This is a genomic window from Rosenbergiella collisarenosi (assembly GCF_018494085.1).
GTDB lineage: Bacteria > Pseudomonadota > Gammaproteobacteria > Enterobacterales > Enterobacteriaceae > Rosenbergiella > Rosenbergiella collisarenosi.
The window spans coordinates 122,796-137,483 of sequence record NZ_JABBFP010000001.1 but is presented as its reverse complement, the minus strand read 5'-3'; the positions used below and the strand labels follow the sequence as shown (position 1 = coordinate 137,483).

Here is a 14,688-nt window from a genome sequence, read left to right as displayed (position 1 = left end):
TCTCTCGTATTTTTCTTAAGTATTAGGCCCGAAACACTCTATTTATTTTTAGGCTTGTTCAGTTATGGTTTATCTTTGCTTAGCTGGACCCGAGCACTACGCAACCTCCCACTTGCCGAGGCTTATCCGCTACTTAGTCTCAGCTATATACTTGTATGGATAACATCACTATTCATCCCCACCGAAAAAAATTCATTAAGTTACCAAGCTGTGATTGGCATTGGATGCATTATTATGGGTATCTATTTAATCATGGCAATAAAAAAAAGATAACCCCCCTCAAATATTAAATACCCACATACTTTCTGAAAACGTCCTCTTACACATAGGATATAAAAAAGGGGACGGAGTAAATAACCCACCTACTGTACAAAAAAACAACCACCCTTCGTTAAAATATATCAATTAATAATTGAAAAATGACTTTAGTCATCATTTTAAACAACACCCATGGAAAAATAAATTAATTATGAATGCATGATTATTTTATAAGAATGAGGATTCAATCTATGGGAAATGTTAGTGCAGGTGCCACAAAAAAAATGGGCTTAACTGCTCTCACTTTAGTCACTGCCTCTAATATGATGGGATCGGGTGTATTTATGCTACCGACCAATCTGGCAGGAGTCGGTTATATTTCATTATGGGGGTGGGTATTTACTATTGTTGGTGTAATTGCTTTAGCATTAGTATTTGCTAAAACCAGTCTAATCACCCCGCGTGCGGGAGGTATTGTCGCTTATGCAAGTGATGCTTTCGGCCCCTTTATTGGCTTCCAAACCACAGTGTGTTATTGGATTAGTGCTTGGATAGGAAATGTCGCATTACTGGTCGCTGGTGTCGGCTACCTTAGCTATTTCTTCCCTATTCTTCACCAACCGATTTACGGTTGTATCACTGGAATTATTATTTTATGGGCATTTATCGCCTTTGGGAGTTTGGGAGCAAGAACTGCGGGAAAAGCCCAATCCTTTACCGCTAGTTGTATGCTTTTAGTGGTATTAGGTGTAGGAATCATTGGTTGGTTTTGGTTTGACCCAAAGCTATTTACCACGGTCTATAACGGTACAGGACATAGCGATAGTTCCGCCATCATGTCTGCAGCCTCAATCGCATTATGGGGATTCTTAGGTGTCGAGTCTGCGGTCGTCTCGTCAGGACAAGTCGAAAATCCAGAGCGTACCGTTCCGCGAGCAACAGTTTATGGTTTATTGATTGCTTCGGTTTGTTATGTTGGTAGCTGTACCGTCATTATGGGACTCGTCCCTCATGAAGAATTGATTAATTCAGCTGCTCCCTTCGCCGACGCCGCACGCTATATGTTTGGCAAAACTGCCGGTAATATCGCTTCAGCGCTAAGTATTATTGCCTGCTTTGGTTCAATCTCCGGCTGGCTAATCTTACAATCTGAGGGACCTCGAGCTGGTGCAAAACAGGGTTTATTTCCGAAAGTTTTCGCACAAACTAATAAAAATGATGTACCTATAAAAGGGCTTATTATCTCAGGGATATTGATGAGTATCGTCCTGTTATTAACAGCTTCCCCTAATCTCGCTAAGCAGTTTCAAGTTGTTATATTAATGTCCGTATTCGCTTCTCTACTCCCCTATATGTACGCGATTATTTCACTCCCTATCATCATGATGAATAAAAATAAAAACCATGGCGCTAGCTTTATATTCTACTGCGTGCTGGCAATTATAGGCATGATATATAGCATCTTCGCACTACTAGGCTCAGGCACTGATTCCATTTTTTGGGGAACAGTAATAATGTCGGTAACTATCCCTCTATTCTCTTTCGTCGTGGCGGGCCGTAGTAAAAATGGTCAACCCAGCGATAATGTTGAAAGTTAATTTAATAAATAAACTATCTATAGGAGTTAAAAATGTCTTTATCTATTACGGATCAAAATAAACTAGATGCATTCTGGGCGCATTGTGTAAAAAATCAATATTTCAATATTGGCTATCCAGAGTCAGCAGATTTCGATTATTCTATACTCGAAAGATTTTTAAGATTCTCAATTAATAATTGTGGCGACTGGGCAGAGTATTGTAATTATTTACTAAACTCTTTCGATTTTGAAAAAGAAGTGATGGAATACTTTTCAAATATCTTCAACATCCCATTCGAAGAAAGTTGGGGGTATGTCACCAATGGTGGCACCGAAAGCAACATGTTTGGTTGTTATCTTGGAAGAGAGCTATTCCCAGATGGAACGCTTTATTACTCCAAGGACACTCATTACTCAGTAGCTAAAATTGTAAAACTATTAAGAATTAAATCACAATTAGTCAATTCACAACCCAATGGTGAAATAGATTATGACGATCTTATAAAGAAAATAACCCTCTCCGGTGAATTGCATCCTATTATATTTGCCAATATCGGAACTACCGTACGCGGTGCGATTGATAATATTAGTGAAATTCAAAATAGGATTGCGGCAATCGGTATTCCGCGAGAAAATTACTACTTGCATGCTGATGCCGCGCTCAGTGGTATGATTTTACCGTTTGTTGAAAATCCGCAGCCATTCACTTTTGCCGAGGGTATCGATTCAATTGGCGTATCGGGACATAAGATGATTGGTTCACCTATTCCTTGTGGCATCGTAGTCGCTAAGAAAAAGAACGTCGACCGAATTAGCGTTGAAATTGATTATATTGCCGCACACGATAAAACCATCTCCGGTTCGCGTAATGGCCATACACCACTAATGATGTGGGCTGCAGTACGCAGTCACTCAGAAGCCGAGTGGCGTCGTCGTATAGGGCATAGTTTAACTATGGCTAACTATGCAGTTGATCGTTTCAAAGCCGCTGGAATTGATGCCTTATGCCATAGAAACTCTATTACTGTCGTCTTCCCCAAACCTTCTGAATGGGTATGGAAAAAACACTGCCTCGCTATATCTGATGATGTCGCACATCTCATTACAACCGCCCATCATCTCGATAGTTCTCAGATTGACCAATTAATTGACGACGTTATTGCTGATAAAAATCAACGAGCCGCGTAGTGAAGGTCATACCATAGAAGACTTTGGTGTCGACCCGTCGCCACCAAAGTCTCAAGCAAAAATACTAATACTGTCGGCATTTGAATCGCTGGGGGTAGGTATTAAGAGGACTCAAAATGAGCACTAAAACAAAAGCAATACGTGGTATGCGGGATGTGCTACCTGACGAAACACCTATATGGCAATGGCTGGAAAATAAATTACGTCGGTTAACTTTTCGATATGGCTATAATGAAATGCGCTTACCCTTGTTGGAACCCGTTTCTTTATTTGAACGTAGTATCGGTGAAGCAACGGACATCATCGCCAAAGAAATGTATAACTTTACTGATAAAAGCGGTGAACACGTTACTTTACGCCCTGAAGGCACAAGTGGCTGTATGCGCGCAGTATTAGAAAATAATCTTTGCTATAACAAAACGCAGCGAATTTGGTATCAAGGTCCTATGTTTCGTTATGAACGTCCGCAAAAAGGTCGCCTACGTCAGTTTACTCAATTTGGCGTAGAGGCTTTTGCGATGAAAGGACCAGATATTGATGCAGAATTAATTTTTATGGTCCGAGACCTATTCCAAGAGCTCGGGCTTGCTCAGTATGTTCGTTTAGAACTTAATTCCTTAGGAACCCTAGAAGAACGCCAGCAACATCGTGAGCAACTACTGCTATGGTTCGAAGCTCATCGGGATATTCTTGATGAAGAAAGTATTAAGCGCCTTGAAACTAATCCACTGCGTATCCTCGATAGCAAAAATCCGGCGATGCAATCTATGCTTGAACAGGCTCCTAAGTTATTGGACTATTTAAATGAGGAGTCTCGAAACCACTTCAACACCGTCTGCCAAATCATCGATTGCGCAGGTATCCCTTATACTATCAATCCTCGCTTAGTCCGTGGTTTGGACTATTACACTCGTACCGTTTTTGAATGGGTCACCGATGAACTAGGAGCGCAAGGAACTGTATGTGGCGGCGGGCGTTACGACGGATTAGCTGAGCTATTTAATCCTAAAGCACTTCCTGCTTGTGGCTTTGCTATTGGTATTGAACGTCTCTTACTTCTTATTCAAACTCTACAGCAGAATGATAATCCCTTATGGCATTTTAGCCCTAACGTCGTCATCACCAATGAGATGAACGATGACGGCTTATACGCTCAAACTATTGCCGAGAAGATTCGGAGCAACATTAACGCATTGAGTGTCGTTGTCGATTGTAGTGGCTCAAAACTTAAACGACAGCACCATACTGCGCGCCAGAACCAGTGCCAAATCATAGTGACGATTAATAAGGATCATACATTACGCATGTGGGACCTCAGCGGTGCCCAGCAACTCACAATTGGTGAGAAAGAGCTTATAAATTGGTTGCAAAAATATTACCAAAAAATTTTAGGCTAATAACCTTAGCCTAAGTGCAAGGCTGCATCCTAGAAATTGGCATATTCTATTTTTGCCCACTCTGGAAACCTTTTTCATTGATGGGCAAGTTACCGAGAGCTATCGCTATGCCGAGAAAAAATCGATTATTTATCGAAGGATTTCCTCACCTAACTCAACTCAAAGGTCATAACGGTGAGCCACTATTTCGTGAAGAAAATGACTATACAGCCTTTGAGCTCGCACTCGCTCTTGCTGCAAAACGTTACGCAGTGGCGATTCATAGTTACTCATTGGCTCCCGAAAGAGTTTTGCTAATGGTTAGCGCAGAAAGTCGCCTGGCGCTGAGTAGTTTTATTCAATATCTCGGAAGACGATATGTACCCTATTATAATCACCGTTATCAACGCTATGGCTCGTTATGGGAGAACCGATATTCCTGTAGCCCTTTACAAGCAAGTACCTATTTTCTGATAGTTAAACGTTTTATAGAGTGCAATGAGGATGGTGTTAAAAGCCACCATAGCGACGGGTTAAGCCCTAAAGATATTATTGTCCCTCATCAAGAGTGGCTAAACCTAGCGGATGATGAAGTCCAGCAACATCGGAGATTCAAAGAATTTTGCTGCACACCATTGAATGCTGCACTGGTAATTAGAATTCGTAATACGCTAAGCCAAAATTGTCTCCTTGCTACTCCTGCTGTGAGTAAAAGACTCGAATCACAATTGGCCTGTTCACTACAAGCTCGGCATCGTGGAAGGCCTCGTAAATACACCCCTTCTAATATTGATATACGGATAAACATTGAACAACATGCAGCAGCTTTCCTACGCCAACGTGGGTACCAGCAAGTTCGTCTATCGCTGATAGAGAATGAGTTTTTATTGACTCAGAAAAATTCAACCCTTTTAAGTCCTGTTCGGCTCCGTCGCGATGGTACAACGGGGTGCTTACGGCTAATGACTGATACTCACTCCCAACAATCGATGAGTAGAATATGGTACTCAGGCACAATGTTTGGCCAAAGACACCATAATCAATCTCTACAACAAAGTGACCAGGTTGGCGCTGAAGCTTTCGATATGGCAGGCATCGATATTGAATTAGAACAGCTGGTACTTCAGGCGCTTTTTTTTAAACAACTCGGTATCGCTGAAAAAACCGAATTGCATTTGAATATGCTAGGCGATCCTAGCGCTCTTAAGGATTTTCGCCGAGCTCTTGATACTTACTATCGCCCACACGCCCATTTATTTGCACCTGAGCAGCAAGAGGAGCTGAAGTTTCATCCAGAAAGGTTGATCAATTCTAACGATCCTCTTCTACAACTTCTCGCTACAACAGCACCAAATATTAACGACCATATTTCTACCGATTCTCAGCAAAGATTTATCCGTCTGCAGCTGGCGCTTAATCAAGCAGGTATTGCTTGGCATCATGATACTCAACTTTTCCCCCGTAATGAGTACTGCCAAATCGTCTTTGAGTGGAGAAATAACGATATCGTGATAAGTCGAGGTGGCCGTTACGATGCCAGTGCGAGTCGAACCGTCGGATATCCGATCGCTGCTTGTGGATTTGCCTTTTTGATAGGTCCTATCGCTCAGCTATTCGATAAGCGTAAAGTCGAACTCAACTCAACGTCTTCTATCGATATTGTTATTATCGCGAGTCAACCCAGAGTTGCCGTACAAACAGTACTTTTGGCACGAAAACTACGCCAACAATTTCCTGAATTAAGTATTATGACAGATAGCTCCCAATTGAGGATGGCGACTCGACACAAAAATTCTCGTAATCAAGGAGCAAAAATCACGCTTGAAGTGGAGGGTGACGGCTATTCACTTCGACTTTATAAGGCTAAAGACCCAGAATACGAAACAACAACGATTGAGTCGATCGGCGATCACCTAGGGAAAATACTATGGTTTCGATAGATAAGCAGATCTCAGACACAAAAAAAGACGCTATTAAGCGTCTTTTTTCTTAAGATTGGTACCGAGGACGGGACTTGAACCCGTAAGCCCTATTTGGGCACTACCACCTCAAGGTAGCGTGTCTACCAATTCCACCACCACGGCACTGCTGATACTTACAATCAGTTTGGCGTTACTGCGGGATATCACTCGCTGGCGAAGAGGTTTTCGCTGGCTGTTGAGTTTGCTCAGACTTAGCTGGTCCACTCAGATTATCCCACTCACTGCCTTTATGTGTTTTATTACTGTTTAGATTACCAAGCACCAGGCTAATAATGAAAAACAGCGCAGCAAGAATACCGGTCATACGTGTCAGGAAGTTTCCTGAACCGCTTGAACCAAATAATGTTCCAGAGGCACCTGCACCGAAAGATGCGCCCATATCAGCGCCTTTACCTTGCTGTAGCATCACCATAGCGATTAACGCAACAGCGACCAGCAGGAAAATAACTAAAAGAGCTTCGTACATAATTAACCTGTTTCCTTGTACGTAATCGTACATTTAAAACGCATCTACCTTCACGAAGAAAGAACTCCCCTGAAGTGGATGTGAATACTAACGAAAGACAACGCACTCTGCAAGTGCAATTTACGTTGCAACATTTGATCGCAGAAAAAAACAGCAACCTCATTGGTACCCCTAGGCTTAGTGGGTAAATAAGCGACTGTTTATCTCCTCCAGGTCGACACCGAAACGACTAAAGGCCTTTCACTACGTCCGCGATAGACTGAGCCAATTCCGTGACTTCCACGCTATTTCCACCTTCAACCATGACGCGAATCAATGGCTCAGTGCCAGATTTACGTAACAGGACGCGGCCTCGTCCGGCCAGTTGTTGCTCAGCGCGGTGTAATGCGGCTAGAACTTCTGGATGTTGTAACGGATCGCTACCGGAGGTAAAACGCACGTTGACAAGGACTTGTGGTAAGAGCTTCATTCCACTGCATAAATCGTGCAGGGATAATTTATTTCCTACTACCGCTGTTAACACTTGTAGCCCAGCAATAATGCCATCACCCGTTGTGGTTTTATCAAGTAAGATCACATGGCCAGAGTTCTCAGCCCCGACGACCCATCCTCGCTCTTTGAGCTTTTCCAATACATAGCGGTCACCGACTTTTGCCCGCTCGAAAGGAATACCGAGCTGTTTCAGCGCGATCTCAAGGCCCATATTACTCATCAGCGTACCGACGACGCCGCCACGCAGGTTTCCTTGGCGTAAGCGCTCACGAGCGATGATATAGAGAATTTGATCGCCGTCGACAGTCTGCCCGAGGTGGTCAACCATCATAATACGGTCGCCATCGCCATCGAGAGCGAATCCTAAGTCCGCCTTTTCTGCTATGACAGTTTGTTTAAGTAGATCTAAATCCGTTGCCCCGCACTCTTTATTGATGTTCATCCCATCGGGTGAAGCGCCGATGGTAATGACTTCGGCCCCTAGTTCACGCAGTACGTTGGGGGCGATGTGGTAGGTCGCGCCATTTGCGCAGTCGACAACGATTTTTAACTGATTCAAGCTAAGTTCGCTCGGGAATGTTCCTTTACAGAACTCAATATATCGCCCAGCGGCATCTACAATACGGCTAGCACGGCCTAACTCCGCAGAAGGTACGCAAGTGATGTTCTTGTCTAGCTCTGCTTCAATCGCCGCCTCGACCTCGTCAGGAAGCTTCGTCCCTTCGGTCGAAAAGAATTTGATACCGTTATCATCGAAAGGATTATGGGAGGCAGAGATGACGACACCCGCTTCTGCACGGAAAGTACGCGTCAAATAGGCAATCGCAGGGGTTGGCATAGGCCCCGTGAAGGCAGCTGAAAGTCCTGCCGCGGCCAATCCCGCCTCTAGAGCCGACTCCAGCATGTAGCCAGAGATACGTGTATCTTTGCCGATAATTACTTTCTTCGATCCCTGACCCGCTAACACTTTACCGGCGGCCCATCCTAATTTTAAAACAAAATCAGGGGTAATAGGGAATTCGCCAACTTTACCGCGAATACCGTCGGTACCGAAATATTTACGTTCACTCATGCGTTATCCTTTTGCTCTGAGCGTGGCTTCAACCACGCGAATGGCTTCGACGCTTTCTTTAACATCATGCACGCGAATAATGTGAGCACCCTGCATCGCGGCAATGACAGCACAGGCCAGACTTCCACTCAGTCGCTGAGTAGGTCCGACATTCAGGAGTTGGCCAATCATAGACTTACGAGACATTCCCACTAGCAATGGTAAATCAAAGTGGTGGAAGTGCCCAAGATTCGCCAATAGTTCATAATTGTGTTGGACCGTTTTGCCAAAACCGAAACCCGGGTCGAGTACTAGGTTTTCCCGACGTATCCCCGCAGCGACACAGCGCTCGATTTCAGTGGCTAAGAAGCCATCGACTTCTGTAATAATTTGCTGGTAACTGGGGCTATGTTGCATCGACTTAGGGTCGCCCTGCATATGCATCAAACAGACGGGTAAATCTACTTCAGCTGCGGCCTGCAGTGCGCCTGGCTCGTTTAACGAACGGATATCATTAATCAGATGCGCGCCAGCAGCGGCTGCGGCACGAATAACTTCTGGCTTAGAAGTATCAACGGAGATCCATACTTCGAAACGTTGCGCTAAGGCCTCTACAACAGGAATGACGCGCGTCAACTCTTCCTCTACCGATACTTCATCGGCCCCAGGTCGCGTCGACTCGCCGCCGATATCAAGAATGGTTGCACCCGCAATGACCATTTCGTTCGCATGGGTGATGGCATCGATCAGAGTGTTATGGCGGCCACCATCAGAAAAAGAGTCTGGCGTCATATTCAAGATCCCCATTACATGGGGAAAGGAGAGATCGAGCTCAGTTCCTCGGGCGCGTAATTTCATTGTTTATCCTCTTTAACTCTCTATCGATGCGATGCAAAAAAAAGCCCCGCATGAGCGGGGCTTAATTGTAGCGCGAACTGGCACTATTTATCGAATAATTCAGACCTTACATCGGGTTGCCTGGATCATTATTCTCTGGTGCGTCGACAGGACGAGCTGCTTGTGGTGGTGCAACAGGCTCTTCTTCCTTCACTGCCAGCTCAGTCCAACCTGCTGGAGCACGAACTTCTCTACGCGCCATCAAATCATCGATTTGCGGGGCATCAATAGTTTCATACTTCATCAGAGCATCTTTCATCGTATGCAGGATGTCGATGTTCTCATTTAACAGTTTGCGCGCACGCTCGTAGTTATTATCGATGAGCTGCTTGATCTCTTGGTCGATAATACGCGCGGTTTCATCGGACATATGTTTCGCTTTCGCGACGGAACGACCTAAGAAAACTTCACCTTCTTCTTCTGCGTAGAGTAGAGGGCCGAGCTTCTCAGAGAAGCCCCATTGGGTAACCATATTGCGTGCGAGGTTAGTCGCAACTTTAATATCGTTTGAAGCACCCGTAGAGACTTTTTCCGAACCGTAGATGATCTCTTCTGCTAAGCGGCCGCCGTAAAGTGTAGAGATTTGGCTCTCTAACTTCTGACGACTTGCGCTAATTGCATCGCCTTCAGGTAAGAAGAAAGTCACCCCTAGCGCACGCCCACGAGGAATAATGGTCACCTTGTGTACTGGATCGTGCTCTGGTACGAGACGACCAATGATTGCGTGTCCTGCTTCGTGATAAGCCGTTGACTCTTTTTGCGCTTCGGTCATGACCATTGAGCGACGTTCCGCACCCATCATGATCTTGTCTTTAGCCTTCTCGAACTCAACCATCGACACGACACGTTGGTTGCTGCGTGCAGCAAACAATGCAGCTTCATTCACGAGGTTTGCTAAGTCAGCACCAGAAAATCCTGGTGTACCACGAGCGATGATCGCTGTATCAATGTCTGTCGCTAGAGGAACACGACGCATATGCACTTTTAAGATTTGCTCACGGCCACGTACGTCTGGCAGCCCAACAACGACTTGACGGTCAAAACGACCTGGACGAAGCAGTGCTGGATCGAGAACGTCAGGGCGGTTAGTCGCCGCAATAACGATAATCCCTTCATTGCCTTCGAAACCATCCATCTCAACCAGCATTTGGTTTAGCGTTTGCTCACGTTCATCGTGACCACCGCCTAACCCTGCTCCACGCTGACGTCCAACCGCATCGATTTCGTCGATAAAGATGATACAAGGAGCCGATTTTTTCGCTTGTTCAAACATATCACGAACGCGCGATGCACCGACGCCGACGAACATCTCAACGAAGTCAGAACCTGAAATGGTAAAGAAAGGAACTTTAGCTTCCCCTGCTATGGCCTTCGCCAGTAACGTTTTACCCGTACCTGGAGGGCCTACCATCAGCACGCCTTTAGGAATTTTTCCGCCTAGCTTTTGAAAACGCGAAGGTTCACGGAGATATTCCACTAGCTCGCTGACTTCCTCTTTCGCTTCATCACAGCCTGCAACATCAGCAAAAGTGGTTTTAATCTGATCTTCCGTCAACATGCGAGCCTTGCTCTTACCGAAAGACATGGCACCTTTACCACCGCCTCCCTGCATTTGACGCATAAAGAAGATCCATACACCAATGAGTAGCAACATTGGGAACCAGGAGATGAAGATAGAAGTCAGCAGACTTTGACCTTCAGGGGGCTCGCCAACAACTTTCACCTTCTTGGATAACAGGTTTTGCAGTAATTGCGGATCATTGACAGGAATATACGTAGTGTATTTATTGCTATCGTTAGTGGTTACGTTAATCTCACGCCCATTAATACGCGCCTCGCGAACCTGGTTTTGATTCACTTCTGTCACGAAAGTTGAATAATCGACTTTCTTGCCATTTGACTCGCTGGGCCCAAAGCTCTGGAATACGGTCATTAGCACGACTGCAATGACTAACCAGAGAATTAGGTTTTTCGCCATGTCACTCAAGGGATTAACCTCTTATTTACAACGATGTTAACAGAAAGCGTAGGGAGCTATATTTTGCGCCCAGTCGCTACAATGTACACTTCGCGAGAACGTGAACGCGAAGCGTCTGGCTTACGAACTTTGACTTTCGTAAATAAGGAGCGGATTTCGCGTAGGTAATCATCAAAACCATCTCCCTGGAACACCTTTACTACAAAACTGCCACCTGGTGCCAAAATATCACGGCACATTTCAAGAGCCAGCTCTATGAGATACATCGCGCGAGGAATATCTACCGCGGGAGTGCCACTCATATTTGGTGCCATATCTGACATTACTACCTGCACCTTACCGTCCCCGACACGATCGAGCAACGCTTTTAGTACAGCTTCTTCTCGGAAGTCACCTTGAAGAAAGTCTACACCAACAATGGGATCCATTGGCAGTATATCACACGCGATAATTCGGCCGTTTGCGCCAATCTGCTCGACCACGTATTGTGACCAACCACCTGGCGCAGCACCTAAATCTACAACCGTCATACCCGGTTTAAACAGACGATCACCTTGTTGGATCTCATCTAGTTTAAACCAAGCCCGCGAACGTAGACCTTTCTTTTGTGCTTGTAGCACATATTTATCGCTAAAGTGTTCCTGTAACCAGCGACTTGAGCTGGCTGAACGCTTCTTTCCCGTCATACTTTTTCCAACATTTTTGTATCGCAGCGATAAATCATTACGCAAAATGCTGCGTTGATTTGGCGATATACTAGAGATGGCGGTACAATGACCTGTTTTCAATCCCTGAGTAAGTAAATAATACGATGAATCTAAGCACTAAACAAAAACAGCACCTAAAAGGCCTCGCCCATCCACTGAAGCCAGTGGTGATGTTAGGCAACAACGGATTAACCGAAGGCGTTCTTGCGGAACTTGAACAAGCGCTCGCACATCACGAACTGGTCAAGGTCAAGATCTCGACAGAAGACCGGGAAACCAAAGCCCTGATTGTAGCGGCAATTGTTCGCGAAACCTCAGCAGCCGAAGTACAGGTTATCGGTAAAATGCTGGTGCTCTACCGACCGTCTAAAGAAAAGAAAATTTCTTTACCGCGCTAGTGCTGAAAGAAAGCATTACTCTTTCTTCCCAGTTAAAAGGCTGTTTTACAGCCTTTTTCTCTTCTTTAGATATATTAGCACGGTTAATCCGGCTTGCGGGGCCAAAATGGCGAAAAGGCTATTTCGGTAACAAGATATCGTCGTAATCCGAAGATTTAGAGGTATTCAACCTTAATCACTTCGTACTCTACATCTCCACCGGGTGTTTTCACTACCGCGACGTCATCCGCCTCTTTCCCGATCAATCCACGCGCCATCGGCGAGTTCACTGAGATAAGATTTTGCTTAAAATCAGCTTCGTCGTCACCGACGATGCGATAAGTAACTTCGTCTTCAGAGTGAGTATTGTAAACCGTCACCGTCGCCCCAAAAATGACACGGCCTGTCGCAGACATTTTTGTCACATCAATAACTTGCGCGTTAGATAACTTTGCCTCGATCTCTTGAATACGACCTTCGCAAAACCCTTGCTCTTCACGTGCAGCATGGTATTCCGCATTTTCTTTTAAATCCCCGTGTTCGCGGGCGTCAGCAATCGACGCAATGATACGTGGACGCTTAACATTTTTAAGCTCATTAAGCTCTTCCCGCAGTTGTTCCGCCCCGCGCAGGGTCATAGGAATCTGGCTCATCTTTAACTCCTCATTCTTCTGTTATTCAGTCAATCATCCTGATTCGATATCAGCTTAACGAATTAAGCCGTACCTAAATTTGCAACAAAACAATCCCGCCTCAGATAGTCAGCTATCCAAGACGAGTGAATTTTTCAGTTTGATACATATTTTACCCGAGAGTTCAGCTCGGATCATCGTTTACTTTGCCCCTCAAGGGGACGTAGTATTGCGGGCTAAATTGTTAACGACGCCGAGATTATGCGACTTTCAAGACTTATCACAGCTCTCACCCTTGCAGTAACGCTGAACGTTTCTGCTACGCCTGTCGAGGATTATACCCAATATCTTCCCGATGGTACCAATCTGGCGTTCATGGCGCAAAGGGTAGGCGATACGACGCCGATTGTCGATTATCACGGAAAACAAATGGCCTTGCCCGCCAGTACGATGAAAGTCTTCACCGCGTTAGCTGCGCTATTGGAACTAGGTAACGATTTTCGCTTCCAGACGACCTTTGAAAGCCACCAAAAAATTTCTGGCGATACGTTACAAGGCGATTTAGTCGCACGCTTTGGAGGCGACCCGACTTTTACACGTCAAGACTTGCGTAATATGGTGGCACAGCTCAAACAAAAAGGCGTCACCCACATTCAGGGTAACCTCGTTATTGATACGTCTGTTTTCGCCAGCCACGATATGGCGCCGGGCTGGCCGTGGAATGATTTAACCCAATGTTTCAGTGCCCCGCCTGCGGCCGCGATTGTAGATAAGAATTGCTTTTCTATCTCACTATATAGCGCGAAAACCGCCGGAGAGAACGCGTTTATCCGTATTGCCTCTTATTATCCCGCTCATATGTATAGCGAGGTAAAAACCTTAGGTCCTAATTCGGGAGAGGCGCAATATTGCGAACTTGATGTCAATCCTGGTGAGCTAAACCGCTACACCTTAACCGGCTGCCTTCGTCAGCGTAGCGACCCACTGCCCTTAGCCTTCGCCGTACAGGATGGGGCGGCATGGGCTGGCGAGATTTTACGCGATGAGCTGAAAAAAGCCGATATCGATTATCGTGGTCATTTAGTCCGACAGACGCAGCCTAGCGAACCGGGTACTGTATTAGCTATCGAACAATCCGCCCCCCTTCACAGCTTATTACATACGATGTTGAAGAAGTCGGATAATATGATTGCCGATACCGTATTTCGTACCATCGGCCACCATTATTTTAACGTTCCCGGTACGTTTCGTGCAGGATCGGATGCCGTGCGTCGTATTCTTCGTGAAAAAGCGGGGGTCGATATGGGGAATACGATCCAGGTCGATGGTTCTGGGCTCTCACGTCACGATCTCGTCGCTCCCGATACCATGATGCAAGCCCTTCAATTTATCGCTAAGAACGATAGTAGCCTCGATTTTATCAGCATGCTGCCATTAGCAGGTCATGATGGTACTCTGCAATATCGTGGCGGGCTACATGAAGCCGGCGTTGATGGAAAGCTCTCAGCGAAGACAGGATCGTTACAAGGAGTGTATAACTTGGCAGGGTTTTTAACCACATCCCGCGGAACGCGTATTGCCTTTGTACAATACCTTTCTGGGTATGCGGTGCCACCCGAAGATCAGCGGACAAGAAGAGTGCCATTAGTCCGGTTTGAAAGCCGCCTATATAGCGATCTCTATCGTAACTATTAATCATAAAAAA

Annotated in this window: 12 protein-coding genes and 1 tRNA gene; 6 read left to right on the top strand and 7 right to left on the bottom strand. The window is 45.5% G+C overall.

Going from position 1 to position 14,688, the window contains the following annotated elements; genetic code table 11:
- Positions 1 to 509 precede the first annotated feature (509 nt).
- The 4 genes from hdcC (at position 510) to HGT70_RS00615 (ending at position 6,341) form a co-directional block, all read left to right on the top strand.
- Entirely contained in the window at positions 510 to 1,856 is a 1,347-nt protein-coding gene (gene hdcC / locus HGT70_RS00630) for a histidine-histamine antiporter (RefSeq protein WP_214194616.1), read from the top strand.
- 32 nt (positions 1,857 to 1,888) lie between these two features.
- Entirely contained in the window at positions 1,889 to 3,025 is a 1,137-nt protein-coding gene (locus HGT70_RS00625; RefSeq protein WP_214194615.1) for a histidine decarboxylase, read from the top strand.
- 116 nt (positions 3,026 to 3,141) lie between these two features.
- Complete coding sequence (gene hisS / locus HGT70_RS00620; protein ID WP_214194614.1) at positions 3,142 to 4,422, top strand: histidine--tRNA ligase; 1,281 nt, start codon at positions 3,142 to 3,144, stop codon at positions 4,420 to 4,422.
- A 107-nt stretch (positions 4,423 to 4,529) separates the two neighbouring features.
- Positions 4,530 to 6,341, top strand: coding sequence for an ATP phosphoribosyltransferase regulatory subunit (locus tag HGT70_RS00615; protein WP_214194613.1), 1,812 nt, complete (start codon positions 4,530 to 4,532; stop codon positions 6,339 to 6,341).
- Between the two features lie 56 nt (positions 6,342 to 6,397).
- Here HGT70_RS00615 and HGT70_RS00610 read toward each other — a convergent pair.
- From HGT70_RS00610 to rlmE, 6 genes are all read right to left on the bottom strand, one after another.
- Positions 6,398 to 6,485, bottom strand: a tRNA-Leu gene (locus HGT70_RS00610).
- 28 nt (positions 6,486 to 6,513) lie between these two features.
- Positions 6,514 to 6,849, bottom strand: coding sequence for a preprotein translocase subunit SecG (gene secG, locus HGT70_RS00605; RefSeq protein WP_214194612.1), 336 nt, complete (start codon positions 6,847 to 6,849; stop codon positions 6,514 to 6,516).
- 229 nt (positions 6,850 to 7,078) lie between these two features.
- Positions 7,079 to 8,413: a phosphoglucosamine mutase gene (gene glmM, locus HGT70_RS00600; RefSeq protein WP_071433640.1), complete on the bottom strand. Its 1,335-nt coding sequence runs from the start codon at positions 8,411 to 8,413 to the stop codon at positions 7,079 to 7,081.
- 3 nt (positions 8,414 to 8,416) lie between these two features.
- The gene (folP, locus tag HGT70_RS00595) at positions 8,417 to 9,250 is read right to left on the bottom strand and encodes a dihydropteroate synthase (protein WP_071433638.1); all 834 of its coding nucleotides are present in this window, start codon (positions 9,248 to 9,250) and stop codon (positions 8,417 to 8,419) included.
- 106 nt (positions 9,251 to 9,356) lie between these two features.
- The gene (gene ftsH, locus HGT70_RS00590; protein WP_071433636.1) at positions 9,357 to 11,267 is read right to left on the bottom strand and encodes an ATP-dependent zinc metalloprotease FtsH; all 1,911 of its coding nucleotides are present in this window, start codon (positions 11,265 to 11,267) and stop codon (positions 9,357 to 9,359) included.
- A 56-nt stretch (positions 11,268 to 11,323) separates the two neighbouring features.
- Positions 11,324 to 11,953, bottom strand: a complete 630-nt coding sequence (gene rlmE, locus HGT70_RS00585) for a 23S rRNA (uridine(2552)-2'-O)-methyltransferase RlmE (protein ID WP_071433634.1) — start codon at positions 11,951 to 11,953, stop codon at positions 11,324 to 11,326.
- 125 nt (positions 11,954 to 12,078) lie between these two features.
- Between rlmE and yhbY the strand changes: the two genes are divergently transcribed.
- Positions 12,079 to 12,372 carry a ribosome assembly RNA-binding protein YhbY gene (yhbY, locus tag HGT70_RS00580; RefSeq protein ID WP_071433632.1) on the top strand — a complete coding sequence of 98 codons (294 nt, stop codon included), beginning with the start codon at positions 12,079 to 12,081 and terminating at the stop codon, positions 12,370 to 12,372.
- 155 nt (positions 12,373 to 12,527) lie between these two features.
- On the opposite strand, the gene greA is transcribed toward yhbY, so the two are convergent.
- Entirely contained in the window at positions 12,528 to 13,004 is a 477-nt protein-coding gene (gene greA, locus HGT70_RS00575; RefSeq protein ID WP_071433630.1) for a transcription elongation factor GreA, read from the bottom strand.
- 240 nt (positions 13,005 to 13,244) lie between these two features.
- Here greA and dacB point away from each other — a divergent pair, with 240 nt between their 5' ends.
- Positions 13,245 to 14,678, top strand: coding sequence for a serine-type D-Ala-D-Ala carboxypeptidase (dacB, locus tag HGT70_RS00570; RefSeq protein ID WP_071433628.1), 1,434 nt, complete (start codon positions 13,245 to 13,247; stop codon positions 14,676 to 14,678).
- Positions 14,679 to 14,688 lie beyond the last annotated feature (10 nt).

Bases quoted from the DNA above. Each gene is read 5' to 3' on its own strand.
- folP (WP_071433638.1), bottom strand. From the start codon at position 9,250: ATGAAATTACGCGCCCGAGGAACTGAGCTCGATCTCTCCTTTCCCCAT.
- dacB (WP_071433628.1), top strand. From the start codon at position 13,245: ATGCGACTTTCAAGACTTATCACAGCTCTCACCCTTGCAGTAACGCTG.
- yhbY (WP_071433632.1), top strand. From the start codon at position 12,079: ATGAATCTAAGCACTAAACAAAAACAGCACCTAAAAGGCCTCGCCCAT.
- rlmE (WP_071433634.1), bottom strand. From the start codon at position 11,953: ATGACGGGAAAGAAGCGTTCAGCCAGCTCAAGTCGCTGGTTACAGGAA.
- HGT70_RS00625 (WP_214194615.1), top strand. From the start codon at position 1,889: ATGTCTTTATCTATTACGGATCAAAATAAACTAGATGCATTCTGGGCG.
- hdcC (WP_214194616.1), top strand. From the start codon at position 510: ATGGGAAATGTTAGTGCAGGTGCCACAAAAAAAATGGGCTTAACTGCT.
- secG (WP_214194612.1), bottom strand. From the start codon at position 6,849: ATGTACGAAGCTCTTTTAGTTATTTTCCTGCTGGTCGCTGTTGCGTTA.
- greA (WP_071433630.1), bottom strand. From the start codon at position 13,004: ATGAGCCAGATTCCTATGACCCTGCGCGGGGCGGAACAACTGCGGGAA.
- HGT70_RS00615 (WP_214194613.1), top strand. From the start codon at position 4,530: ATGCCGAGAAAAAATCGATTATTTATCGAAGGATTTCCTCACCTAACT.
- hisS (WP_214194614.1), top strand. From the start codon at position 3,142: ATGAGCACTAAAACAAAAGCAATACGTGGTATGCGGGATGTGCTACCT.
- ftsH (WP_071433636.1), bottom strand. From the start codon at position 11,267: ATGGCGAAAAACCTAATTCTCTGGTTAGTCATTGCAGTCGTGCTAATG.
- glmM (WP_071433640.1), bottom strand. From the start codon at position 8,413: ATGAGTGAACGTAAATATTTCGGTACCGACGGTATTCGCGGTAAAGTT.